General features: G+C 73.5%; 20 protein-coding genes. 14 read left to right on the top strand and 6 right to left on the bottom strand.

Annotation, left to right across the window (positions count from 1 at the left end; all coding sequences use genetic code 11):
* Nucleotides 1–1,089 (bottom strand): Rv2578c family radical SAM protein (locus tag PV350_RS22490; protein WP_500335652.1); only part of this gene is annotated, 1,089 nt, incomplete at its 3' end.
* 162 nt (nucleotides 1,090–1,251) lie between these two features.
* Nucleotides 1,252–2,418, bottom strand: a complete 1,167-nt coding sequence (locus PV350_RS22495; RefSeq protein WP_499514822.1) for an alanine--tRNA ligase-related protein — start codon at nucleotides 2,416–2,418, stop codon at nucleotides 1,252–1,254.
* 382 nt (nucleotides 2,419–2,800) lie between these two features.
* Between PV350_RS22495 and PV350_RS22500 the strand changes: the two genes are divergently transcribed.
* The 8 genes from PV350_RS22500 to PV350_RS22535 all read left to right on the top strand — a co-directional run bounded on the left by PV350_RS22500 (nucleotide 2,801) and on the right by PV350_RS22535 (nucleotide 14,612).
* Nucleotides 2,801–3,244 carry an SRPBCC family protein gene (locus tag PV350_RS22500; protein WP_499514823.1) on the top strand — a complete coding sequence of 148 codons (444 nt, stop codon included), beginning with the start codon at nucleotides 2,801–2,803 and terminating at the stop codon, nucleotides 3,242–3,244.
* Between the two features lie 215 nt (nucleotides 3,245–3,459).
* Nucleotides 3,460–5,853, top strand: a complete 2,394-nt coding sequence (locus PV350_RS22505) for an MFS transporter (RefSeq protein WP_499514824.1) — start codon at nucleotides 3,460–3,462, stop codon at nucleotides 5,851–5,853.
* 221 nt (nucleotides 5,854–6,074) lie between these two features.
* Nucleotides 6,075–8,570, top strand: a complete 2,496-nt coding sequence (locus tag PV350_RS22510) for a SpoIIE family protein phosphatase (RefSeq protein WP_500335655.1) — start codon at nucleotides 6,075–6,077, stop codon at nucleotides 8,568–8,570.
* 134 nt (nucleotides 8,571–8,704) lie between these two features.
* Nucleotides 8,705–9,427, top strand: coding sequence for a class I SAM-dependent methyltransferase (locus PV350_RS22515; RefSeq protein ID WP_500335656.1), 723 nt, complete (start codon nucleotides 8,705–8,707; stop codon nucleotides 9,425–9,427).
* 86 nt (nucleotides 9,428–9,513) lie between these two features.
* Nucleotides 9,514–10,350 (top strand): M55 family metallopeptidase, encoded by an 837-nt coding sequence (locus PV350_RS22520; RefSeq protein WP_500335657.1) that lies wholly within the window; start codon nucleotides 9,514–9,516, stop codon nucleotides 10,348–10,350.
* Nucleotides 10,343–11,683: a M20/M25/M40 family metallo-hydrolase gene (locus PV350_RS22525; protein WP_500335659.1), complete on the top strand. Its 1,341-nt coding sequence runs from the start codon at nucleotides 10,343–10,345 to the stop codon at nucleotides 11,681–11,683. The genes PV350_RS22520 and PV350_RS22525 overlap by 8 nt, the downstream gene beginning before the upstream one ends.
* Nucleotides 11,680–13,677, top strand: coding sequence for a dipeptidyl-peptidase 5 (locus tag PV350_RS22530; protein ID WP_500335661.1), 1,998 nt, complete (start codon nucleotides 11,680–11,682; stop codon nucleotides 13,675–13,677). The genes PV350_RS22525 and PV350_RS22530 overlap by 4 nt, the downstream gene beginning before the upstream one ends.
* Complete coding sequence (locus PV350_RS22535; RefSeq protein ID WP_499514830.1) at nucleotides 13,674–14,612, top strand: S66 peptidase family protein; 939 nt, start codon at nucleotides 13,674–13,676, stop codon at nucleotides 14,610–14,612. Before PV350_RS22530 ends, PV350_RS22535 begins: the two co-directional genes overlap by 4 nt.
* A 17-nt stretch (nucleotides 14,613–14,629) precedes the next feature.
* On the opposite strand, the gene PV350_RS22540 is transcribed toward PV350_RS22535, so the two are convergent.
* Nucleotides 14,630–15,343 carry a DUF4232 domain-containing protein gene (locus PV350_RS22540; RefSeq protein WP_500335663.1) on the bottom strand — a complete coding sequence of 238 codons (714 nt, stop codon included), beginning with the start codon at nucleotides 15,341–15,343 and terminating at the stop codon, nucleotides 14,630–14,632.
* A 257-nt stretch (nucleotides 15,344–15,600) separates the two neighbouring features.
* Here PV350_RS22540 and PV350_RS22545 point away from each other — a divergent pair, with 257 nt between their 5' ends.
* On the top strand, nucleotides 15,601–16,788 hold the full coding sequence (locus PV350_RS22545) for a L,D-transpeptidase (RefSeq protein WP_500335665.1): 1,188 nt from the start codon (nucleotides 15,601–15,603) through the stop codon (nucleotides 16,786–16,788).
* Between the two features lie 16 nt (nucleotides 16,789–16,804).
* Here the strand turns inward: PV350_RS22545 and PV350_RS22550 are convergent, their stop codons facing one another.
* Nucleotides 16,805–17,941, bottom strand: coding sequence for a serpin family protein (locus PV350_RS22550; protein ID WP_500335667.1), 1,137 nt, complete (start codon nucleotides 17,939–17,941; stop codon nucleotides 16,805–16,807).
* A gap of 588 nt (nucleotides 17,942–18,529) precedes the next feature.
* Between PV350_RS22550 and PV350_RS22555 the strand changes: the two genes are divergently transcribed.
* The 5 genes from PV350_RS22555 to PV350_RS22575 are packed head-to-tail and all read left to right on the top strand — an operon-like array spanning nucleotide 18,530 to nucleotide 22,334.
* Nucleotides 18,530–19,501, top strand: coding sequence for an ABC transporter substrate-binding protein (locus PV350_RS22555; protein ID WP_500335669.1), 972 nt, complete (start codon nucleotides 18,530–18,532; stop codon nucleotides 19,499–19,501).
* The gene (locus tag PV350_RS22560) at nucleotides 19,498–20,271 is read left to right on the top strand and encodes an ABC transporter permease (protein WP_500335671.1); all 774 of its coding nucleotides are present in this window, start codon (nucleotides 19,498–19,500) and stop codon (nucleotides 20,269–20,271) included. The genes PV350_RS22555 and PV350_RS22560 overlap by 4 nt, the downstream gene beginning before the upstream one ends.
* The gene (locus PV350_RS22565; RefSeq protein WP_499514836.1) at nucleotides 20,268–21,041 is read left to right on the top strand and encodes an ABC transporter permease; all 774 of its coding nucleotides are present in this window, start codon (nucleotides 20,268–20,270) and stop codon (nucleotides 21,039–21,041) included. The genes PV350_RS22560 and PV350_RS22565 overlap by 4 nt, the downstream gene beginning before the upstream one ends.
* On the top strand, nucleotides 21,034–21,834 hold the full coding sequence (locus PV350_RS22570) for an ABC transporter ATP-binding protein (RefSeq protein ID WP_500335673.1): 801 nt from the start codon (nucleotides 21,034–21,036) through the stop codon (nucleotides 21,832–21,834). The genes PV350_RS22565 and PV350_RS22570 overlap by 8 nt, the downstream gene beginning before the upstream one ends.
* Nucleotides 21,831–22,334 carry a methyltransferase family protein gene (locus tag PV350_RS22575; RefSeq protein ID WP_500335675.1) on the top strand — a complete coding sequence of 168 codons (504 nt, stop codon included), beginning with the start codon at nucleotides 21,831–21,833 and terminating at the stop codon, nucleotides 22,332–22,334. The genes PV350_RS22570 and PV350_RS22575 overlap by 4 nt, the downstream gene beginning before the upstream one ends.
* Here the strand turns inward: PV350_RS22575 and PV350_RS22580 are convergent.
* Both PV350_RS22580 and fes read right to left on the bottom strand, forming a co-directional pair.
* Nucleotides 22,307–22,825 (bottom strand): GNAT family N-acetyltransferase, encoded by a 519-nt coding sequence (locus tag PV350_RS22580; protein ID WP_499514839.1) that lies wholly within the window; start codon nucleotides 22,823–22,825, stop codon nucleotides 22,307–22,309. The genes PV350_RS22575 and PV350_RS22580 overlap by 28 nt on opposite strands.
* Nucleotides 22,826–23,715: 890 nt before the next feature.
* Nucleotides 23,716–25,068, bottom strand: a complete 1,353-nt coding sequence (gene fes, locus PV350_RS22585; protein WP_499514840.1) for an enterochelin esterase — start codon at nucleotides 25,066–25,068, stop codon at nucleotides 23,716–23,718.
* Nucleotides 25,069–25,154 lie beyond the last annotated feature (86 nt).

Consider the following 25,154-nt stretch of genomic DNA (forward strand, 5'->3'; position numbering starts at 1 on the left):
CTGCGACGCTCCGCGTCCGCCCCGCCGACGCAACTGACCCTGATCTGAGCTCACGAAAAGCGGGTGCCCAGCGGGCTCGGGTGCGGCGGGCGGCCCGGGGGTGTCCTCCTCGGGTGCGGTCATCCGGCGCGCGGTCCCGGAACGGCTGGGCCCGATCCCGAACTCGGCGGCGAACTCGTGCACTTGGCGGGTGATGCGCCGCTGGTACCAGGTGGGCGCGTAGGCGCCGTCCGCGTAGAGCGCCTTGTAGCGGGAGATCAGCCGCGGGTGGTGCACCGAGAGCCAGGCCATGAACCACTCCCTCGCCCCGGGACGCAGATGCAGCACCAGCGGGGTGACGGACGTGGCGCCGGTCCCGGCGATCGCACGGACGGTCTCGCGCAACTGTTCCGGGGAGTCGCTGAGGTACGGCAACACCGGCGCCATCAGGACGCCCGAGGGGATGCCGTGCTCATTGAGCGTGCGGCAGACCTCCAGACGCTTCGCCGGCGACGGCGTGCCCGGTTCCACGGTGCGCCACAGGTCCCGGTCGGTGAAGCCGACGGAGACCGCGGTCGAGACGTCGGTGACCTGGGAGGCCTGCACCAGGAGGTCCAGGTCGCGCAGGATCAGCGACCCCTTGGTGAGGATCGAGAAGGGATTGGCGTGGTCGCGCAGCGCGGCCAGGATGCCGGGCATGAGCCGGTAGCGGCCCTCCGCGCGCTGGTAGCAGTCGACGTTGGTGCCCATCGCGATGTGCTCGCCCTGCCAGCGGGGCGAGGCGAGCTCGCGGCGCAGCAGCTCGGGCGCGTTGACCTTCACGATGATCTGCGAGTCGAAGTCCAGGCCGCTGTCGAGGTCCAGGTAGGTGTGCGTCTTGCGTGCGAAGCAGTACACACAGGCGTGACTGCAGCCGCGGTAGGGGTTGATCGTCCACTCGAACGGCATCCGGGACGCGCCGGGCACGCGGTTGACGATCGTGCGGGCGCGCACCTCGTGGAAGGTGATCCCGCGGAACTCGGGGGTGTCGAACGTACGGGTCACGGCGTCCACGCCGAAGAGCGCGGGTGTGGTCGCCGCCGTGTCGCGGCTCAGGTTGTCCCACCTCATGCCGCCTCCTTCGTTGCTCTCCTCCCGAGAATAGAACATCTGAGCGAATAGCGTCGAGGGGGATCCATGGGATTCCCGGGACCACTGTGCGTGACCGCGTGTGACGCAGGGCCCCGGGCGTGCCGTAGGCACCGCCCGGGGCCCTGACGGGGCCGTCCACCGTCATTGCGGCCGCAGGCTCAGGACGAGGTCGCGCGGCAGGCCGTGGGTGTCGTGGAGGTAGTGGAAGTCCTCCTCGTCCAGCGGGCCCCGGAAGCGGGGACGGGCCAGCACCTGACGGCCGCGCTCCAGGAGCCGCCCGAACCGGCGCTCCTCCTCCAGCAGCACCCGGCGCGGCTCGTCCGGGTCCACGTCCTGCCGGAAGTGGTCCAGGGTGTGCAGGACCAGTTCCTGCGGCAGATCGCCGAGGCCACGGGACGGGTCGTCCCGCCACAAGGCGGTGAGGACCCGCCGCACCAGCCGGCGCAGCACGTACCCGCGGCCGGTGTTGGACGGGCGCACCCCGTCCCCGATCACCACCACGGCCGAGCGCAGGTGGTCGCAGACCAGGCGCAGCGATGGTTCGTCCAGTGGCCACAGGGACGGTACGAGACGGCGCCAGGGGGTGAAGACGTCGCACTCGAACACCGACGTGCGGCCCTGCAGCAGCGAGGCCAGGCGTTCCAGGCCGAGTCCGGTGTCGACGTTGCGCTGGGGGAGCGGCACGAGCGAGCCGTCCTCGAGCCGGCGGTGGCGCATCATCACGTGGTTCCAGACCTCGACCCAGCGGTCGTCGCGGGTGGGCGTGGACCGCGGAGGGGTGTCGCCGGTCCACAGGAAGATCTCCGAGTCGGGGCCGCACGGGCCGGTCGGCCCGTTGGACCACCAGTTGTCCTCGACGGTGAGCTCCACCGGGACCCCGTGCTTCTCCCACAACTCCAGGGAGTCGGTGTCCGGACCCGTGCGGTCGTCGCCGCCGAACACCGTGACGTGCAGCCGCCCCGGGTCGATGCCGAAGCCCTCGGTGAGCAGTCCGTAGCCCCAGTCGAGGCTCTGCGGGCCCTCGTAGCCGCCGAGCGACCAGGTGCCGAGCATCTCGAAGACCGTCAGATGGGTGGGATCGCCGACCTCTTCCAGGTCGGTGGTGCGCAGACAGCGCTGCACGTTGACCAGCCGGCTGCCGAGCGGGTGCGGGCGCCCCTCCAGGTACGGGGTCAGCGGATGCATGCCCGAGGTCGTGAACAGCACCGGGTCACCGGGCGGCGGCAGCAGCGTCGATCCGGTGATCCTGCGGTGGCCGCGGTCCTCGTAGTACTCGACGAACGTGCGGACGATCTCTTCTGTGTTCATGGTGGGTGGCTCCTTCGCGTGGAGGGCGGGGAGGCACCGGAGAACGGGTCCGCTCGATCACCGGAATCGCGGCGGTGCGCCACGAGACCACCGGCGAGCCGTTCCCGGTCGCCGGTGGTGAGGAAGGGGGTACGTCAGGCGGCGGCAACCGGCGAGCTGGTCGCTCGCGCGGTCGCGGTGATGCTGTGGCCGGTGACGTTCATGGAGCCGACGATAACGCGCCACGACCGGCGGGGCACGTGATTTTTCGCCGGGCGGCGGCAGGGCCCCGTGGGGCCCTCGTACGGAGGTGCCCCTCCGGGAGGGCGGCCCGATTTCGCGGGCACGCGGCCATGGTGATTGGCTTGTCGGCGACGGCACACGGATCGACGGAGGACGGCGCATGGCACAGGTCGAGGCCACCACTCAGCGCGAGATCGCGGCGAGCCCGGAGAGCGTCTTCGCGGCGCTCGCCGACTACGCGGGCACCCGGCAGCGACTGCTTCCCGAGCAGTACAGCGAGTACGAGGTGCGCGAGGGGGGCAGCGGCGCGGGCACCCTGGTGCACTGGAAGCTGCAGGCGACCGAGAAGCGCGTGCGGGACTGCCTCCTCGCGGTGACCGAGCCGACCCCGGGGCAGCTGGTCGAGAGCGACCGCAACTCCACCATGGTCACCACCTGGACGGTCACCCCGGCCGGCGAGGGCCGCGCCAAGGCGGTCGTCACCAGCACGTGGACCGGCGCCGGCGGCATCGGCGGCTTCTTCGAGCGCACCTTCGCCCCCAAGGGCCTGAACCGCATCCACGACGCGGTGCTCGCGCGCCTCGCCGCGGAGACCGAGAAGTAGCAGGCGGCACAAGGGAGGCGGCCGGCACCGGGTGACGCCCGGTCACCTCCCTTGACGCGCCGCACGGGTACGCGCCCCATGCGCCGGGCCGGCGCCCGGCGGGCGCACGCCGGTGGGCACGTCACTTGAAAGGGTGGATCTGCCGCACTCCGGCGCATCCCCGGCGCCCCAGATCGTTGTCGCAGGGCAGGCGCGACGAGGGGAGCGGTACGCAGATGGGCGGCACCACCGGGACGACCCTGTCCGAGGAGACCGGCACCCTCACGGACGTGACCGGCGCCGGCACGGGCCCCGAGGACCGACCCGCAGCCGTGCCGCAGGAGCAGGGTGCGCCCGTCGGCGGACTGAGCCCGCGCCGGGTGCGTCTGGTCTTCCTCGGGCTCATGCTGACCCTGCTGCTGGCCGCGCTCGACCAGATGATCGTGGCGACCGCGCTCCCCAAGATCGTCGGCGAGCTGCACGGCCTGGACAAGATGTCCTGGGCCGTCACCGCCTACCTGCTCGCCTCCACCGTCGGGCTGCCCATCTACGGCAAGCTCGGCGACCTCTTCGGGCGCAAGAGCGTCTTCCAGTTCGCCATCGTCGTCTTCGTCATCGGCTCGGCGCTCGCCGGCTGGTCGCGCTCCATGAACGAGCTGATCGCCTTCCGCACCATCCAGGGTGTCGGCGGCGGGGGGCTGATGATCGGCGTCCAGGCGATCATCGCGGACATCGTCCCGCCCCGGGAACGCGGCCGGTACATGGGACTGATCGGCGCATCCTTCGGCCTGGCCTCCGTTGCGGGGCCCCTGCTCGGCGGATTCTTCACCGACCACGCCTCCTGGCGCTGGTGCTTCTACATCAACGTGCCCTTCGGGCTGCTGACCCTGGCCGTCATCGCCGTCGTCCTGAAGCTGCCGCGGCCGGCCGTTCGCCCCCGGCTGGACGTGCTGGGCGCACTGCTGCTGGCAGCCGGCTCCACCTGCCTGGTGCTGCTGACCAGTTGGGGCGGCACGACGTACGCCTGGCGCTCGGAGGTGATCATCGGGCTGGGCGCGGCATCGCTCGGCTGCGCCGTGCTGTTCGTCGTGGTGGAACGGTTCGCCGTCGAACCCATCATCCCGCTGCGCCTCTTCCGGGACGGCATCTTCACCGTCTCGGCCCTCATCGGGGCCGTCGTCGGCGTCGGCCTCTTCGGCGCCGCCAGCTACCTGCCCACGTTCCTGCAGATGGTGAACGGCGTCAGCGCCACCGAGTCCGGGCTGCTGATGCTGCCCATGATGCTGGGCGTCGTCCTGGCCTCCGTGGTCTCCGGCCAGTTGATCAGCCGTACCGGACGCTACAGGGTGTTCCCGCTCGCCGGCGGGGCGCTCTCGGTGGCCGGCATGTGGCTGCTGTCGCTGCTGGAGACCGACACCCCGCGCGTGGAGTACAGCGTCTACATGGGTGTGCTGGGGCTGGGCATCGGCCTCGTCCTGCCGGTGCTGATCCTCGCCGTGCAGAACTCCGTGCGGCCCGCCGACCTCGGAGCCGCCACCAGCGCCAACAACTACTTCCGGCAGATCGGCGGCTCGGTGGGGGCGGCCGTCTTCGGCACCCTGTTCGCCAACCGGCTCGCCGACGGGCTCGCCGACCGGCTGCCGCGCGGCGTCGACCTGCCGGACCCCCAGTCGATCACGCCGCAGATGGTGCACGCGATGCCGGCACCGCTGCGCGAGGCCTATGTGCGGGCGTACGCCGAGGCCATGCCGCGCATCTTCCTCTACCTGGTGCCGGTACTCGCCCTCGGCTTCCTGCTCGCCTTCCTGCTCAAGGAGAAACCCCTGGTGACCCAGCACGTCCCCACCGCCCGCAAGGCCGACACCGTCGGCGTCGGCGTCCCGGTGTGCGGCACCGTCCAGCACGCCGACGGCAGCACCGTAGGCCGGGCGGCCCTCACCCTCATCGATGTGACCGGCCGCCAGATCGGGCGTGGCGCCACAGGTGAGGACGGACGTTACGCGCTGAGCACCCCGGGCAGCGGCAGTTACGTCCTGATCGCCGCCGCCGGGGGGCACCAGCCGCAGGCCGTCAGCGTGACCGTCGGGGAACGCCCCGTCGAGCTCGACGTGGTGCTCGGCGGCGCCGGGCGGCTCGCCGGCACGGTGCGCACCGCCGACGGCACGGCCGTACGGGAGGCCACCGTCACCCTCACCGACTCCCGCGGCGACGTGGTGGCGACCACCCGTACCGGCAGGGAGGGCGACTACGTCTTGAGTGACCTCGTCGCGGGGGAGTACACGCTCGCCGCGAACGCCCCCGCCTACCGGCCCGCGGCGCTCCCCGTGTCGGTGCACGCGGCCCGGGAGACCCGGCAGGACGTCGAACTCGCGGGCGGCGCGATGCTGCGCGGCACCGTGCGCGGCCCGGGCGGCAGCCCCGTCGAGGACGCGCGGGTCACCCTGCTGGACGCGGCGGGCAACGTCCTGGACACCGTGACGACCGGCCCCGACGGCGTCTTCCGCTTCGTCGACCTGGCCGCGGGCGAGTACACCGTCGTGGCCTCGGGGTATCCGCCGGTGGCCACCGTGCTGCGGCTCAGCGGCGGTGAGCGCACCGAGCGCGACGTGCACCTGGGCCACGAGGACTGACCTGCCCCTGACGGCCCCTCAGTGCCGGGGCGTGCGCCCGCGCATGTCCCGGCGCATCCACGGCCCTCCGCGGGGCGCACACCGGATTCGTCCAATGCCCTACGCGGCACCCGGTGTCGGTCGTACCGTGGTTGCGGAGCCGCAGATCTTGCGCCGGGGGCCGACCACCTCCGCGCCTCGGTCGGGATCCGGGCGCCGCAGGGGAAGGAGCCGCCCGCGTCATGCAACGTCGCACTCCGCCGGGGGAGGGGAGCCGCGCCGCGCTGCCGGAGCAGCGGACCGGACTCTCCGGACGCGTCCCGCTCGCCGTGGTCGTGGTCGACGGCGACGGGCTCGTCTCGCACTGGAGCACGGGCGCCCGCAAGCTCTTCGGGCCCACCCGGGAGGAGGCCGTCGGCCGCCCGGCCGTCGACCTGCTGCCGGTCTCCGGCGCGCTCGGCGAGGAGCCCGGCCCGGACGGACCCGAGGCGCCGCCCGGGGCCGACCTCGACGCCACGCTCAGCGGCGGGACCTCCTACCCGACCGCCGGCCTTGCGCGGCTCAACCAGGGGCCCGACCCCGACCCCCTCGGCCTCCCCGGCGACGTCCTGTGGTGGGCCTACCCGCTGGTCGGCCCGGGTCCCGAGCGCCTGCTCGTGCTGGCCGCCGACACCGCCCTGGTGCACGGCGAGGACGACTCCCCTCCCGGGGAGTCCGAGCGGGTCGCGCCCGGCTTCGCCCTGCACACCGAGTTCCCCGGCGCGGACGGGCTCGCCAAGCGGCTCCCCGAGATCCTGCCCAGCATGAGCGTCGCCGAGAGCGGCCGCATCGTCTCCCAGGTGCTGGAACTCGGCTACCCCGTCCTGGAGATCAGCCGGCACGACCGGGTGCCCGTCACCCCCGACTGGGGCGTGCCCCGACGGGACGAGCGCAGGGCCCGCAGGCGGCGTGCCGCCCGTGAGTCCGCCACCGACCCGCGCGCCGTCGTGTCCGAGGAGCCCGAACCCGACCTGGAGTACGCCGCCGTCCGCGAGCGCCTGGAGTTCCTCAACGAGGTCAGCGGGCGCATCGGCAGCTCCCTGGACCTGACCCGCACGATCAGGGAGGTCAGCGCCGCCGTCGTACCGCGCTTCACCGATGTCGCGGGTACCTACCTGCGCGAACAGGTGCCGGCGGGCGAGGGCTTCCCCGACGGCCCGCCCGACGTCACCACCATGTGGTACCGGGTCGCCCTGGAGCACACCGACGAGCCAGGCCGCTGGGACGACGTCGTACCGGTCGGCGAGTCCATGCCGTTCCCCGAGCACACCCCGTTCTTCCAGTGCATGACGAGCGGTCAGCCGGTGCTGGTGCCCAGGATCACCGAACCCATGGGCGAGGCGATCGCCTCGCAGTTCGAGAAGCGCGACATCCGGCCGTTGATCACCGGGCGGTCGATGCTGGTCGTGCCGCTGAAGGCGCGCAACGTCGTCCTCGGGTTCATGATCCTGCTGCGGCACGGCGAGCGTCCGCCGTTCAACGACATGGACCGTGTGACGGGCGCCGAACTGGCCGCCCGCGCCGGGCTCGTCCTGGACAACGCCCGCATGTACACGTACCAGGAGAACGTCGCCGACACGCTGCAGGACAGCATGCTGCCGCAGATCACCCCGCGCATGCCGGGGTGCGACGTGGCGACCCGCTACCTGCCCGGCACCCGGCGGGGCCGGGTCGGCGGCGACTGGTTCGACACCATCAAGCTGCCCGGCTCCCGGCTCGCCCTCGTCGTGGGCGACGTCATGGGGCACGGGCTCAACGCCGCCGCGATGATGGGCCAGTTGCGCACCGCCGTGCAGACCATGGCCGCGCTGGACATGCCGCCGGCGCAACTGCTGCGCAACCTCGACGACCTGGCGCAGCGCCTCGGCGAGCACTACCTCGCCACCTGCCTGTACGCCGTGTACGACCCGATCCGGTCCGAGCTGCTCATCGCCAACGCGGGACACATCCCGCCCGTGCTGGTGCGCGCCGAGGACGGCCGCAGCGTGCTGCTCGACGTCCCGACGGGTGCCCCGATCGGCATCGGAGGGGTGCCCTTCGAGACGGTCAAGGTCGCCGTCGGCCCGGGCGACCGGCTCGTGCTGTGCACGGACGGGCTGGTCGAGGTACGCGGCCAGGACATCGGGGCCGGTCTCGCCGCGCTGTGCGAGAGCGCCGCGCATCCCGCGGCCTCGATGGACGACGCCTGCGACACGATCATCCGCGCCCTCAACCCGCCGGGCGGCCGCAAGGACGACGTCGCCCTGCTGATGGCCCGGCTCAACGGCATCGCCCGAGAGGACGTCGTCACCTGGCAGCTCGCCCTCGACCCCCGCGAAGTGGGCAGGGCCCGGATCCTGACCCGGGGCGCCCTGGAGGGCTGGGGGCTGGAGGAGGCGGCGGAGGCGGCCGAGCTGATGGTCGGCGAGGTGGTCACCAACGCCGTCCGGCACGCGCACTCCCGGCACGTGGAGCTGCGCCTGGTGCGTACGGACGCGCTGCTGTGCGAGGTCTCGGACGACGACCACGCCGTGCCCGTCCTGCTCGGCGCCGGACCCGAGGACGAGTCGGGGCGGGGGCTGCGGATCGTGAGCCGGCTGGCGCGGGAGTGGGGCGCGAGCCGTACGGCGCAGGGCAAGACGGTCTGGTTCGAGCAGGCGCTGCCGTGGCGGCGGACCGGCGGACGCGGCGGCGGGGCCCCGGCCGGGCCTCGGACGTAGCGAACACGAGGTCACGACTTCCCCCGGACACTTGCCCTCGCCGACGGCCGCCGGTAGCACGGACGCTGACGGGGCTTCGGCCGCGCGGCCGGGCACGGTCCGCGGCGACGGAAACGTGGACCTGGGGAGATCGCATGGACGTCACCGGCACGAACCTGCAGGCGTGGGAGGGCTTCTGGCGCGACGCCCCCGGAGAGCCGGGGGCGGTGTTCTGGGACGCGGAGGCGGAGGTCACCGCGGCGGCCCATCTCCCGTTCCTCGAGGCGTACTTCGACCCGTCGCTGCCGGTCGTCGACCTCGGCTGCGGCAACGGCACCCAGACCCGCTTCCTCGCCAAGCACTACGGCCGGGCCGTCGGGGTGGACCTCGCGGCGGCCGCGATCGGCCACGCGCGGCACCAGGACCCGGGCGGTGTCGCCGAGTACCGGCAGCTCGACGCGGCCGACCCCAAGGCGGTCCGGCGATTGAGCGAGGAGCTGGGCGAGGCGAACGTGTACATGCGCGGAGTGCTCCACCAGTGCCTGCCGGAGGAGCGCGCACCGCTGGTGCAGGGCATCGCCGTGCTGACCGGCGGGCGCGGCCGGGCGTTCGCGGACGAACTCGCGGCGTCGGCGAAGGACGTGCTGGCGGGTTTCGCCCAGGGGCCGGGCGGGCCGCCCGCCAAGCTCGCGGCGGTCTTCTCGCACGGGATCGCGCCGGCCGCGATGCCCGACGAGACCGTCCCGGAGCTCTTCCGCGCGGCGGGGATGGAGGTGCTCGCACGCGGTGAGGCCGCTCTCGTGACGACGGAGCGGCGGGCGGACGGCACGCGGCTCGAGGTACCGACGAACTGGCTGGTGGCAGGGGGTGCAGGCTGACCGCCATCGGTCTGGGCCACTGAAGTTTTCCACAGGCGGGGCGGGGGCCTGGTGTGCCGCGGTGACTTTGCGTAACGTTCCATGCCATGAAGATCCTGATCAGCGCGGACATGGAGGGCGCCACCGGGGTGACCTGGCCCGGTGACGTCTTGCCCGGCACGGAGGGCTGGCAGCGGTTCCGGCATCTGTTCACCTCGGACGTGAACGCCGCGATCGCCGGCTTCTTCGACGGCGGCGCCGACGAGGTCCTGGTCAACGAGGCCCACTGGTCCATGCGGAACCTGCTGCTGGAGCAGTTGGACGAGCGGGCCCGGATGGTCACCGGGCGGCACAAGGACCTGTCGATGGTCGAGGGCGTGCAGCACGGCGACGTGGATGGCATCGCCTTCGTCGGCTTCCACACGGGTGCGGGGACGGAAGGGGTGCTCGCCCACACCTACCTCCCCAACTCGATCACCGGCGTGTGGGTCAACGGCAGTCCGCCGGCGAGCGAGGGCCGACTGAACGCGCTGGTGGCCGCCGAGTACGGGGTGCCCGTCGTGCTGGTCACGGGGGACGACCGGACCGGCCTCGACGCCCGCGACTACGCGCCGGCGGCGCGGACGGTCGCCGTCAAGGACTACGTGTCGCGGTACGCGGCCGTGTGCCGGCCGCCGGCCCGCACGGCGGCGGACATCCGCTCCGCCGCGAAGGACGCGACCTCGCTCGCCGTGCGCCACGAGCCGGCGCGGGGCGGGCCGTTCACGATCGAGGTCGAGTTCGACGCGGAGCATCTGGCGGGGGCCGCCGCGATCGTGCCCGGTGTGGAGCGCACGGGCGAGCGCCGCGTCACGTACACGTCACCGACCATGTACGAGGGGATCCGCTGCTACAAGGCCGTGACCACCCTCGTCTCGACAGCTGTGGAGGAGCAGTATGGCTGACACCCTGGCACTGGACGAGGCGGTCCGCTTCACCTCGGAGCTGATCCGGATCGACACCACCAACCGCGGCGGCGGTGACGGCAACGAGCGTCCGGCGGCGGAGCACGCCGCGCGGCTGCTCGACGAGGCCGGGATCGAGGCCCGCATCCTGGAGTCCGCACCGGGACGGGCCAACGTCGTGGCGCGGATCGAGGGTGCCCCACGCGCCGGGAACGGACAGGGCGCGCTGCTGGTCCACGGCCACCTGGACGTCGTGCCCGCCCAGGCGGAGGACTGGAGCGTGCACCCCTTCTCCGGCGAGGTACGGGACGGAGTCGTCTGGGGCCGCGGCGCAGTCGACATGAAGGGCACGGTGGCGATGGTGCTGGCCACCGTGCGCTCCTGGGCCCGCAGGGGTCTGCGCCCCGAGCGGGACATCGTGCTCGCGCTGACGGCCGACGAGGAGGACAGCGCCACCTACGGGGCGACCTACCTCGTCGAGCAGCACGCCGAACTGTTCCGCGACTGCACCGAGGGCATCAGCGAGTCCGGGGGCTTCACCTTCCACGCCGGGCCCGGACTGCGGCTGTACCCCGTGGCGGCCGGGGAACGCGGCACCGCATGGCTGAAGCTCACGGCGCACGGCAGGGCGGGGCACGGCTCCAAGGTCAACCCGGCCAACGCGGTGACCCGGCTCGCCGCGGCCGTCTCCCGCATCGGTGAGCACCGCTGGCCGGTGCGGATCGTCCCCACGGTGCGGGCGGCGCTGACCGAACTGGCCGCGCTGCACGAGGTCGAGCCCGACTTCGACGACGTGGACACCCTGCTGACCAAGCTGGGCACCGCCGCCGCCCTGGTGGAACCGGTGATCCGCAACAGCGCCAACCCGACCGTGCTCGAGGCCGGCTACAAGGTCAACGTCATCCCGGGCAGCGCGGTCGCCTACGTCGACGGCCGGGTCCTGCCGGGCGGCGACGAGGAGTTCACGACCACCATGGACGAGCTCACCGGCCCGGACGTCGAGTGGGAGTTCCACCACCGCGAGATCCCGCTGGAGGCCCCCTTGGACGCGCCGGTCTACGCCGCGATGCGGGAGGCCCTGATCCACTTCGACCCGGATGCCCACGTCGTGCCCTACGTGATGGGCGGCGGCACCGACGCCAAGCAGTTCTCGCGGCTCGGCATCACGGGGTACGGCTTCTCCCCGCTGAAGCTCCCCGAGGGTTACGACTACGCGGGGATGTACCACGGCGTCGACGAGCGGGTCCCGGTGGAGGGGCTGCACTTCGGCGTCCGCGTACTCGACCGGTTCATGCTGGGCCGGCAGGACACGACCGACGGAGTTGCCCGATGACGCGTGCCCCGATCATCGCCCCCTACGGTGCCTGGGAGTCGCCGGTCGACGCCCGCACCGCCGCCTCCCACGACGGGCGTCCCGAGTTCCCCGGGTTCGTCGGTGACGAGGTGTGGTGGACCGAACCACGGCCTGCGGAGGGCGGCCGCCGCGCCCTCGTCCGCCGCCGCGCCGACGGCACGGTCGACGGCCCGCTGCCCGCGCCGTGGAACGTCCGCACCCGCGTCATCGAGTACGGCGGCCGGGCCTGGACGGGTACGGCACGGCCCGGGGGAGGACCGCTGATCGTCTTCTCCCACTTCCCGGACCAGCGGCTCTACGCGTACGAGCCCGACGCGCCGGGCGCCGTGCCGCGGCCGCTGACCCCGCTCTCCCCCATCGGCGACGGGCTGCGCTGGGCAGATCCGCAGATCCATCCGGACCGCGGTGAGGTGTGGTGCGTACTGGAGGAGTTCACCGGGGCGGGCCCGAGCGACGTACGACGGGTCCTCGCCGCCGTTCCGCTCGACGGCTCGGCCGCCGAGGACCGCTCCGCCGTGCGTGAACTCTCCGACGACGCACACCACTTCGTGACCGCGCCCCGGATCTCCCCGGACGGCCGGCAGGCCGTGTGGACCGCCTGGGACCACCCCCGGATGCCGTGGGACGGCACGGAGCTCAAGCACGCCGCCGTCGGCGCGGACGGCACCTTCGGCGCCGCCCGGACGATCCTCGGCGGCCCCACCGAGTCGGTGGCCCAGGCGGAGTGGACACCGGACGGCACCCTGATTGCCGCCACCGACCGCGACGGCTGGTGGAACCTGCACCGTGTCGACCCGGCCACCGGGGACGCGGTCAACCTGCGGCCGGCGCGGGAGGAGTTCGCCGGGCCCGGCTGGCAGATGGGCGCCCGCTGGTTCGCCCCGCTCGCCGCCGGGACGCTGGCGGTGCTGCACGGCAAGGGGGCGCAGCGCCTGGGGATATTCGACCCGGCGACCGGCGAGCTGGTCGACGCGCCGGGGCCGTGGACCGAGTGGACCGCCGCGCTGTCCACCGAGGGCACCCGGGTGGTCGCCGTGGCCGCCTCGGCCCGCAGCTCGTTCGAGGTCCTCGAACTCGACACGTGCACCGGCCGTACCCGCGTCATCGGTGCCGCCCACCACGACACCGTGCCAGCGGAGTTCCTGCCCGAGCCCGTGGAACGCACCTTCACCGGGCCCGGCGGACGGGAGATCCACGCCCAGCTCTACCCGCCGGCGAACCCCTACTTCGCCGCGCCCGAGGGAGAGCTGCCGCCCTACGTCGTCTGGGTGCACGGCGGCCCCACCAGCCGGGCCCCGCTCGTGCTCGACCTGGAGATCGCCTACTTCACCTCACGGGGGATCGGTGTCGTCGAGGTCAACCACGGCGGCTCCACCGGCTACGGGCGCGCCTACCGCGAGCGGCTGCGCGAGCAATGGGGCGTCGTCGACGTCGAGGACTGCGCCGCCGTCGCGAGGGCGCTGGCGGAGGAGGGCACCGCGGACGGGCAGCGGCTCGCGATCCGCGGCGGCAGCGCCGGCGGCTGGACGAGCGCGGCCTCCCTCACCGGCACCGACGTCTACGCCTGCGGCGTGATCAAGTACCCGCTCCTCGACCTCACCGGCTGGGCCGAGGGCGGTGAGACCCATGACTTCGAGTCCCGCTACCTCGACTCGCTCATCGGGCCCTACGCCGACGTCCCCGAGCGCTACCGCGACCGTTCGCCGGTCACCCGGGCCGACCGGCTCACCGTCCCGTTCCTGCTGCTGCAGGGGTTGGAGGACGTGATCTGCCGGCCTGTGCAGTGCGAGCGGTTCCTGGAGCGGATCACGGGACGCGGTGTCCCCCACGCCTACCTCACCTTCGAGGGCGAGGGGCACGGCTTCCGCCGCGAGGACACGATGATCACCTGCCTCGAGTCCGAACTCGCCCTCTACGGCCAGGTCTTCGGCTTCACCCCGCCCTCGGTACCCCCTCTGGAGCTCACCAAGTGACACCGCTCGTCCCGCTCACCCGCCCCCGTCGTCTCGTCCCCGGGGACCGGGTCTCCGTCGTCGCCCCCAGCGGACCCGTCCCCCGGGAGCGGCTCGACGCGGGGCTCGACATCCTCCGCGGCTGGGACCTCGACCCGGTGGTGGCGCCGCACGTCCTGGACCGGCACCCCACGTTCGACTACCTGGCCGGACAGGACGCGGCGCGCGCCCGCGACTTCCAGGAGGCGTGGTGCGACCCGTCGGTGGCCGCCGTGCTCTGCGCCCGCGGCGGCTACGGCGCCCAGCGCATGACCGACCTCCTGGACTGGGAGGCGCTGCGGACGGCCGGGCCCAAGACCCTCCTCGGCTTCAGCGACATCACCGCGCTGCACGAGGCCTTCGCGGTCCGGCTGGGCCTGGCCACCCTGCACGGCACCATGATCGCGGCGGAGGGCTTCCTCAAGGACGAGCCCACGCGCGCACAGTTGAAGGACACCCTTTTCGCGCCCGAGCGGACGCGGGTGCTCGGCGCACCGACCGCCCGCCCTCTCGTCCCCGGCACGGCAAGCGGTGTCACCGTCGGCGGCTGCCTGGCCCTGCTCGCCTCCGGCCTCGGCACGCCGGACGGGCGGCCCGGGGTGCCCGGCGGCATCCTCCTGCTGGAGGACATCGGGGAGGAGCCGTACCGGATCGACCGGATGCTGACCCAGTTGCTGCGGGCCGGCTGGCTGGACGGCGTGGCGGGCATCGCCCTCGGCTCCTGGCGGGACTGCGGCCCCTACGAGGAGGTGCGGGCGGTGCTGCTGGACCGGCTGGGCGGACTCGGCGTCCCGGTCGTCGAGGAACTGGGCTTCGGCCACTGCGAGACCAGCCTGGCCGTGCCGCTCGGCGTCCCCGCCGTCCTGGACGCGGACGCGGGCACCCTCACGGTGGAGGGGCCCGCACCGGCGAGCTGACCTGGGGGCCTACGTCCTCAGGACGGCTGGTCTGCCGACAGCGCGGTGACGGCTACGACACCGTCGCACTCGGCGAACACCCCGTCGTCCAGGGCGACCTGGTGCCTGCCCGCCCCGCCGGGCAGCCCCAGCACCATCGTCGGGTACTGCACCGGCGCCTCCCCCGAGACGCAGGAGCCGTCGCCCTCGCCCTGGACCTGGTGGAACGTCAGCTTCACCCACGCGCGGCCGCCCGGCGCCAGCCTGACGGGCGCGGCCGCACCGGTGTGCCGCACCGTCAGCGGCACGTTCATCTCCGGGGAGCCGTTGGCCGCCCCGGCCACCGTCGGGAAGCCCTCGACGACGCAGGGCGCGCCGGAGGTGTTGGTGAAGCCGACCACCGCCGCCCCGGTGCCCGTGCCCTGGGGGCGTACGGCGGCCTGGTGCGCCGCGGTCGCATCTAGGTCCTCCGCGCCGCAGCGGTCCGCGGGGCCCACCGTGGAACCTGACGAGGGGGCGGAGGATCCGGTGCCCCCGGGCTCCGGGGACGTGCTGGAGACCGGGAGGGTGTCGCCCGCGGTCCCTGACGGTGCGGCGGTCGACGGGGCGGTCGACCGGGCGGTCGACGGAGCGGTCGGCGAGGGCGCGCCGCCCGCGACGTCGTCATCTCCCCGGCACCCCGTCAGCAGCACCGCCGCCGTTGCCGCCAGAGCCACCGCGATCGTGGCCCGCCTCGTGTTCCTGCGCTCCATGAGGTCCCCCTGGTCGTTCCGCTGTTCCGCTCACCGGCTGTTCGGCCGTCCCGCTGTTGCATCCCGGCCCACGACCGGCGTTCGCCGCGGAACACGAGGCCGTGCCGCGCCCGGGTTCCGTGCGTACACGCCTGGTACGGAACGGTGACGCCACGGAGTCGTCCGGGCCGCGGAGTTCCGGTCGCCGGAATGCGGTGGACCGCCCCGAGTCCGGGCAGGAGCAGAGGTACGACTCGACAGGGGAGGAGAGCCGTCAGATGACCAACGACCGGACCCGGAACCGGAGGACGACCCTGCGCGCGCGAGCCGCGACGTTCGCCCTGGCCGTTGCCGCGTCGCTGTCGGCGTGCAGCGGCTCCGGCGGTGGGCCCCACGCCGCGGAGCCACGGCCGGCGATCGCCGTCGCCCCCGCCTCCGGCGGGCGTGCCGTGCCCGTCGACCGCAAGGTCACCGTGCGGACCACCGCCGCGCGGATCGACTCCGTACGCGTCACCGCCGCCGGCCCCGGGCCGCTGCGCGGCACGCTCGCGTCCTCCAAGGAGAGCTGGACCTCGGCAGGCCGGCTGGCGCCCGGCGTGACGTACGACGTGCTCGTCCGTGCCACCGCCTCCGACGGCAAGCGGCTGACGGAGCACACCACCTTCACCACCGCCGAGCCCGCGCGCACCTTCGTGGGGGAGTACCACCCGGACAAGGGCACCACGGTCGGCGTCGCCATGCCCGTGTCGATCGTGTTCAACAAGCCGATACGCGACCGCGCGGCCGTCGAGCGCAAGCTCGGCGTCACCGCGAGCCCGGCCGTGGACGGGGCCTGGAGCTGGATGAAGGACTGGAGCGGCCGCGACCGCGTCGACTACCGCCCGCGCACCTACTGGAAGCCCGGCACCGAGGTCACGCTCCGCATGGACCTCGACGGAGTCGACGCGGGCGGCGGCCTCTACGGCACGCAGAACCGGGTCGTCCGCTTCCGGATAGGGCACTCGGTCGTCACCACGGTCGACACCGCTCGCAAGACCCTCACCCTGCGACGCGACGGCGCGGTCCTGCGCACCCTCCCCGTCTCCACCGGCAAGTCAGGCTTCGAGACGTGGAACGGCACCATGGTCGTCCTGGAGAAGACGCCGAGCATCACCATGAACTCCCGTACCGTGCGCATCTTCGGTCCCGAGGCGTACAACCTGAAGGACGTGAAGTGGGACGTCCGGCTCACCACGTCGGGCACCTTCGCGCACGCCGCGCCCTGGAACGAGGGCAAGTTCGGCCGCGTCAACGGCAGTCACGGCTGCATAGGGCTGAGCACGACCGACGCCAAGTGGTTCTACGAGCACGTGTCACCGGGCGATCCGGTGACCGTCGTCCACTCCACCGACACCGTCCAGGTCAACAACGGCTACGGCGCCTGGAACGCGAACTGGGCGGACTGGCGGGCGGGGAGCGCCCTGTGACCGCCGCCCGCTGAGGTCAGGGCGTCACCCACCCCGCCACGAGGACCGCCGGGAAGAGCCGGTGGACGGCGAGGAAGCCGAACGGGCGCAGGAAGCCGACGCGTACGCGCCTGGCCTGCTGGGCCTGCCCGGGAGCGCTGCCGGCGATCAGGGAGACGGCCGTGACGGCGGCGGCGCGGAAGCCCTTGGCGCTGAAGGTCGCCGTGGCCGCCTGCTTCGCCGCGCCGACGGCCAGGGGCTGCGCGCTGATGCCGGGGAAGTGCCCGGTGCCGCTGTCCCGGGCCGTGGCGAGCCCGAACAGCGCGGCGCGGTCGAGGAGGTCGTGCTCGGCGCCGACGGTGAACGGCACCGTGGTCAGGTCGAGTGCGGGCGCCGGGTCGAAGCTCGTGACGTCCTCGACCACGACCCCCGGCCCGGGGTGCCCGTACGGCAGCAGGTTGCCGGGCAGCACCGGGTACGTCCCGCCGAGGGCGGCCACGCCGGCGGCGATCACCTCGCCGGGGGCGACGTGGTCGGGGCCGAGCAGGAGGTGGACCTCGATCCCGTTGGTGCCGTTCACCTTCGCCATGGTCAGCGGACCGAAGGGGGTGGTCGCGACGCCGGCCATGTCCAGGTGCGGCGAGCTGCGGAAGAGCGTCCCCGTGTGGTGGTCCTGGAAGGGCTCGGCCCAGTCGGTGCGCAGGGCCAGGGCGTTCGCGAGCAGCAGGAGGGTGTTCCGGTCGACGGAGACCGGCATCCTGGGGACCATGCCGTGGGTGCGCTCCGCCGCCCAGGTGTCCAGGGTCTTGCGGTCGGTCTCGGTGTCGCCGCTGAAGTGCCCGTGGGCGCCGGCCGGGAGCAGCGGGAGCCAGCCGGGCGCGAGCGGCAGGGAGGAGCGGGTCCACAGGCCCACGGCGGTGTCGACGCCGTCCATCGCGTCCAGCCGCGCGAGCAGCCGTCCCGAGGCGGCGGCCGCCGTCGTGGCGTCCGTGCCGACGGCCTGTTCCAGTTCGGTGCGGGCGGGGCCCGCGGCACCCGCGGCGAGCAGGGCCAGCAGCGGCCAGACTCCCGCTGCGGAAAGGACCGTCGCCCCGGCCGGGCCGGCGCCCAGGGTCTCCCGGGCCCATCGCGCGGTCAGTGCGTTGACCGCGCCCACCAGCATCCGGTCGTCCATGTCCCCCACCCCGTCGGCCTCGTCCGCGTCAGGCGATCATCCCAGCGAACGGTGGTGCGGCCAAGTAACCGGCGTGACCCCGCGCGACACGATGCGGCGCGCACAAGTGAGCCCGCGCTCACCGCGCGGGCTCGTCGGCTACAGTTCCACGACCTACGAGGTGGGACTCCCTTCGCCGGCATGGTCCGGATCAGGTGCTAGGGGTCGCTCTCCGGTCTCAAAACCTCTTCCCGGACCTTCGAGCCTCTCAGCCCGGCCGTTGTACCCGGTTCCGGTGGAAGCCGCTGCTTCCTGCTCCGGCTCCGGTGCTACCGGACTCCCTCGCTCGCCCCGTAGGCCACTTCCACTCTACTCAGAGCGAAAGCGGACCACCAGGGGCAAATACCTCCAATTCATGATTTTCTCCATGTAATTCCGCCTCTCGCGCCTCCTGTGCCCCTGCTCTCCCGTCCGCGACACGACTGTCATCGAGGAGCCGTTGTGCGATCCGTTGACGCGGCCGCGCGGCGCCCCTACCGTCACTTGGCGCACCACCCAATGAACGACAGTTCACTGTGCGAACGGAACTGATCAGATCAGGGAGTGCCCATGCGTCGCACCTTTCCCCTGCTCCTGTCGGCGGCAGCGCTCCTCGCCGCCGGACTCACCGCCTGCGGCGACTCCGCCGGCAAGGGCGGTCCCTCCGGTTCCGGCGGAGGCGCACGGAGCGTCACGGTCGGCGCCATCGCCATCGTCGACACCGCACCGGTGTACCTCGCCCAGAGCCAGGGCTTCTTCAAGAAGCACGGCATCGACGCGAAGATCACCTCGGTGCAGGGCGGCGCCGCCAGCATCACCGGCGTGATGGGCGGCCAGTTCGCCTTCGGCTTCGCCAACACCACCTCCCTGCTCACGGCCCAGCAGCAGGGCCTGCCGCTCAAGGTCGTCGCCAACGGCGTCGCCTCCACCGGCGAGCGGGACACCGACTACAGCGCCGTCCTCGTCCCGGCCGGCAGCCAGGTCAAGTCCGCCAAGGACCTCGCGGGCAAGACCGTCGCCGTCAACCAGCTGAAGAACATCGGCGACACGACCGTGCGCGCCGCCGTGCGCAAGGACGGCGGTGACGCCTCCAAGGTGGAGTTCGTCGAGATCCCCTTCCCCGACATGCCGGCCGCCCTGTCCAAGGGCCGGGTCGACGCGGTCTGGGAGGTCGAGCCCTTCGTCACCCAGGCCACCGGGCAGGGGGCCCGCGCCGTCGCCTGGCCCTACGCCGACGCCGCGCCGGACCTCACCGTGGCCATGTACTTCACCACCCAGCAGACGCTCCAGAAGGACCCGGAGCTGGCGAAGGACTTCACCGCCGCCATGAACGAGGCCCTCGCCTACGCCGACGCCCACCCCGACGCCGTGCGCGAGATCCTCAAGTCGTACACCTCGATCCCCGCCGAGGCGATCGCGAAGATCAAGCTCCCCCAGTGGCCGACGGAGATCAACCGGGAGTCCGTGCAGACCGTCGCCGACGACGCCCGCCAGGACGGCACGCTCACCAAGGACGCCGACCTGGCGGCCCTCCTGCCATGAGGGGACGCGACGCCGCGTACGGAGCGGCCGGCCTCGCGGTGCTGTTCGGCACCGCCGAGGCCGTACCGCGGCTCGGCTTGGTCTCCCGGGACTTCCTGCCCCCGGCGAGCGAGATCCTGCGCACCCTCGGCCACGAACTGACCACCCGCCAACTCTGGTCGGCGCTCGGCGACACCATGAGCGCCTGGGCCCTGGGTCTGGCCATCGCGTTCGTCCTCGCCGTCGCGCTCGGCACCCTCATCGACGCCGTCCCGGGCGCCCGCGCCGCCACCGCCTCCACCGTCGAGTTCCTCCGCCCCATCCCCTCCGTGGCGCTCATCCCGCTCGCCACCCTGCTCTTCGGCGCCGACCTCGGCTCCAGTCTCCTGCTGGTCGTGTACGCCGCCTTCTGGCAGGTGCTCATCCAAGTGCTGTACGGCGTCGCCGACGTCGACCCGGTCGCCCGCGAGACCGCCCGCTCCTACCGCCTCGGCCACTGGACGACGCTGCGCCGCCTCGTCTGGCCCACCGCGCTCCCGTACGTCATGACCGGGTTGCGGCTCGCCGCCTCGGTCGCCTTCATTCTCGCCGTCACCGCCGAACTGGTCATCGGCAGCCCCGGGCTCGGACTGCGCATCCAGCTCGCCCAGTCCGGCGGCGCCGTCGCCACCGTGTACGCCCTGATCACCCTTGCCGGGATCATCGGTGTCGTCGTCAACCTCGCCGTACGCCGCCTGGAGCGGTGGCTGCTGGCCTGGCACCCCTCCGTGCGCGGGGAGGCCGCCGCATGAGCCGCCTCGCACGCCTCCTGCTCGGGGCCCTGCGGGTGCTGGGACTGCCCGCCCTCCTCGTCCTCGGCTGGTGGGCGTGGAGCGTGTGGCGGCCCAGCTTCTACGTGCCCTCGCCGCAGCGCATCGCCGCCGTCTTCGGCGACGTGTGGCTCACCGCGCGCCTGACCGACGACGTCCTGCCCAGCCTTGCCCGGCTCCTCGCCGGGTACGCGCTCGCCGCGCTGCTCGGCGTCGCCCTCGGCACCGCCGTCGGCCTCTCGGCCCGGCTGCGCGCCGCCACCGAACCCGCGCTGGAGTTCTTCCGGGCGATCCCGCCACCTGTGCTCGTGCCCCTGATCATGCTCGTCGCCGGGCTCGACACCACCATGAAGGTCCTCGTCATCGTCTCCGGCGCGATCTGGCCCGTCCTGCTCAACACCATCGAGGGCGTCCGCGCCGTGGACGAGGTGCTCGCCGACACCGCCCGCGTCTACGGTCTGCGCGGCCCCGCCCGGCTGCGGCGCCTCGTCCTGCCCGCCGCGAGCCCGCAAATCATGGCGGGACTGCGGCAGGCGCTGTCGCTGGCCATCATCCTCATGGTCATCGCGGAGATGTTCGCCAGCACCTCGGGCATCGGCCACTCGGTCGTGCTGTTCCAGCGGCAGTTCCAGATCCCCGAGATGTGGAGCGGCATCGTGCTGCTCGGCCTGGTCGGCTTCCTGCTCTCGCTCGCCTTCCGCGCCCTCGAGCGCCGGGTCCTGCACTGGCACCAACGGGAGACACATGCTTGAGATCACCGGACTGCGCAAGGTGTACGAGGGCCGCGGCCGCGTCGTCGAGGCGCTGCGCGGCATCGACCTCACCGTCGAGCGCGGCGAACTCGTCTGCGTCGTGGGCCCGTCCGGCTGCGGCAAGACCACCCTGCTCAAATGCGTCGCCGGACTCCTGACGCCCACCGCGGGCCAGGTCCGGCTCGCCGGGCGCGTCGTCGACGGGCCGCCGCCCGGCATGGCGGTGGTCTTCCAGGAGTACGGCCGCAGCCTCTTCCCCTGGCTGACCGTCTGTCAGAACGTCGAACTCCCGCTCCGCGAGAAGCGCGTGCCCCGCCCGCGCCGCACCGCCCTCGTCCAGCAGGCGCTCGCCGCCGTCGGCCTGGCCGACGCGGGCGCCGCCCACCCCTGGCAGTTGTCCGGAGGCATGCAGCAACGCGTCGCCATCGCCCGCGCCGTCGCCTACGAGCCCCAGGTCCTGCTCATGGACGAGCCCTTCGCCGCCGTGGACGCCCAGACCCGCGCCGACCTCGAGGACCTCCTCCTCGGGCTCTGGCACCGCCTCGGCATCACCACGATGCTCGTCACCCACGACATCGACGAGGCCGTCTACCTCGCCCGCCGTGTCGTCGTCCTCTCCGCCGCGCCCACCGTCGTCCAGGAGGACCTGCACGTCGACCTCCCCCACGACCGCGACCAGATCATCACCCGCTCCGACCCCCGCTTCGCCGAACTGCGCGCCCACGTCTACGGGCACATCCGTGCCGCCAAGACGGGTCCGGGTCGGCCGCCCGCGGGCACCATGAAGACATGAGACGGTCCACGGCCGCGCTCGGCAGCGCGGTCTTCCTCCTCGCCGCGCCCGGCGTCGTGGCGGGGCTCGTCCCCTGGTGGCTGACCGGGTACGCGTCCGGCGACGGCCCCTGGCCGGTACGGGCCGCCGGCGGCCTGCTCGCCCTCGCCGGCGCGGTGGTCCTCCTGCACGGCTTCGCCCGCTTCGTCCGCGAGGGGCTCGGCACGCCCGCGCCCGTGGCCCCCACCGAACGCCTCGTCACCGGCGGCGCGTACGCCCGGGTCCGCAACCCCATGTACCTCGCCGTCGTGGCGCTCGTCGCCGGGCAGGGACTACTGCTCCTGAGGCCCGTCCTGTTCCTCTACGCCGCCGCCGTGTGGCTGACGGTCGCCGCGTTCGTCCGCTGGTACGAGGAGCCGACGCTGCGCGCGGCCCACGGCGAGGCGTACGAGGCGTACCGGCGGGCCGTGCCCGCGTGGCTGCCGCGGTTCTCTCAGACCCGGTCGAAGGGCTCCGCGTAGCGGAACTCCCCGCTGACCGAAGGGGTGTAGGCGGACAGCGGGCGCACCTGGAAGTACGGCCCCCAGGCCGGTTCGGGCGGCGTGATCCGGTAGTCCGTGCTCGCCCGGAAGCCGTACCGGCCGTAGTAGTCCGGGCTGCCCAGCAGGGCCACGAGCGGTTCCCCGAGGGCGTCCGCCGCGCCCAGCACGGTGTGCACCAGCGCCAGGCCGACGCCCTTGCGCTGGTACTCCGGCGCGACGCTCAACGGGCCCAGACCGAGCACGGGCGTGCGGCCGGCGTGCGCCCGCGTGCAGACGACATGGCCGACGACGCTCTCGCCGTCGGCGTCCACGGCGACCAGGGACAGCTCCGGCAGCCAGGCGTCGCACTTCCGCAACTCGGCCAGCAGCGTGACCTCGACGGGGACGGGATGCTCCGCCGAGGCGAACGCCTCCGCGGTGAGTGCCTGCACGGCCGGGACGTCGTCGGGGGTCTCACGTCGAATCAGCACCCGGGCAGTCTGGACGCCCCGCCCCCGCCCGGCAAGCGCATTTCGAGCGCGGCCACTCCGTTGGCCGTCCTTCCGGGGTGCCCAGGGCGGTTCGCGGCGGCCCGGCGCGCGGGCGGCCGCGCATACCGCGTGGTCAGGGGGTGCCGCGGCGGTCGTCGTCGACCGGGCCACGCGACGCGCCCGCCCGCTCGGCGGGTTGACGCATGTGCGCGCCGACGCCCGCCGGTTCGGGTAGGGATGCCCCGGCCGCGGGGCGGACGGCCTTGTGCACCGTGTCGCGGTGGCGAAGGGGTTTGGGTGGTCGACGGCTCCGGTGACGCCGCGAACGGACGGGGCGTCGTGCCGGTTCGGCTGTGCGCAGGCATCCGCCGCGCCGGGTGGGAGGTCCGGCTCACGCCGTGGTCATGGCGGACCCCGCGCCCGCGCCGCCCTCACGTGCACCCGGCGGCGCGCAGCCGCGGTCGACGGATGGGGCCAGGGGCGCGCCCCGCTGTACGTGTCCCGCAGTGGCCGGGCCGTGCCCGGATCGTCACCGCCGCCGGCACGAGCGTGCCGCGCCGCCGCGTGAGACCGGCTCCGTGTCGGCTTGGGCGGATATGCGGTTGCGGGGGAGGGGCCGCGCGGCAACGAGGCGTGGCCATGTGGCACTTCCCTTGCCGTCCCGGCCCGGTACGCGTCCCGCAGCGGCCGGGCCGCGCCCGGGTCGTCACCGCCGCCGGCGCGGCCGTGCCGCGCCGCCGCGTGAGACCGGCTCCGTGACGGCCCGGGCGGATACGCGGGTGCGGGGGAGGGGCCGCGCGGCAACGGGGCCTGGACATGGGGCACTTCCCGGGCCCGAGCCGCGCCCGGGTCGTCACCGCCCCCCGCCACGAGCGTGCCGCGCCGTCGCGTCAGACCGGCTCCGTGTCGGCCGGGGCCGATACGCGGGGGCCGGGGAGGGTGCCAGGGAAGGGGCCGCGCAGCAAGGAGGCCAGGCCGTGGGCGAGTTCCTCGCGCCAGCACAGGTAGTCGTGGCCGCCGTTGTACTCGTGGTGTGCCACCTCGTAGCCCTGGGCCAGCAGGGTGTCCCGCAGCCGCCGGACCACGGCCGTCAGGCCCCATTCCTGCAGGCCCGCCGACAGGTGGAACCGCACCGGTCTTCGCGCCAGCGACGCCACGCGCCCGGTCAGCCACTCCTCGGGCAGGGCTCCCGCGCGGCGCCCGGCCGGCCACCAGAAGGCGCCGGACTGGGCGAGCACGTTCCCGAACCGCTCGGGCCGGCGCAACGCCGCGTACGCGGCGGCCAGCCCGCCGAGGCCCTGGCCGGCCACGACCGTGCGCGCCGGGTCGCCGCTGACCGGCCACCGACGCGCGGCCCAGGGCAGCAGTTCACGCGTCAGGAAGGCCACGAAGCGGTCGTCGCAGGTGAGTTCGCGGCGCCGGGTGTCGCTGTCCAGCGCGTCCGGCATCAGCGCGACGAGCGGGGGCAGCGCGCCGGCCGCCACGAGCCCGTCGAGCAGCGCCGAGACGTCGAGGTGCTGCTGCCACACGTCCCCGTCGAGCAGCACCACCACCGGCAGCCCGGCGAGGTCCTCGTAGCCGGACGGGGCGTAGGCCCACACACGGCGCCAGTTGCGCAGGTGCGCGCTGCGCATGGTGTGGACGGAGACCTCGCCCACCGGCGTCCCGGGCCGGTTCCGCCCCACGCCGAGCGGTGCCGGTGCCGCGGGGAGGGCGACCACCGACAGCGGCTCGGTGCCCCAGCGGGTGGGGAAGTCCGCCCGGTTGAGCGGGTCGCGCCGCGGGCTCCGCCGCAGCCCGCGCAGGTACGCCTGGCCCTTGGGCCCCGACGGGGCCACACCCGCGCCGTCGCCCTCGTCCACGCAGAGCGCGTACGTGGCGCGCCAGTCGGCCCGCATCCTTATCGTCCAGTGCCACACGTCCGTGCCCGGCACGCGCGACATCAGGTTGCCGGCCAGGTCGTCAGGGTCGAGCACCTGGTTGGGCAGGGCCAGTACGGCGCGCGTCGCGGCCGTGCCGCGCCACAGGAAGGTGACCGCGGCGTGCCCGGGGTCGCCGTCCAGGCGCTCCACCAGCGGTGTCCCCTCGGCCTCCACGGCCCGCCAGAACTCGGCCTCGCGCTCGGGGCGGGCGGCGAGCGCCGCCAGCCGCGGACTGTGCGCGCGTTCGACCGGGGCGGGACGCGGAACGCGGGGCGCACGCGAGGGCGTGCCGTTCGGCGGGCTCCACAGCGTGGACAGCATGATCGGCAAACCCTCCCGGACCTGTCCTACGGCAAAAGAAGGCCAAAATGACGTTCACCATATATTGAAGTCCGCACGCGACCCGT

This window comes from Streptomyces sp. PA03-6a, assembly GCF_033792765.1.
Lineage (GTDB): Bacteria > Actinomycetota > Actinomycetes > Streptomycetales > Streptomycetaceae > Actinacidiphila.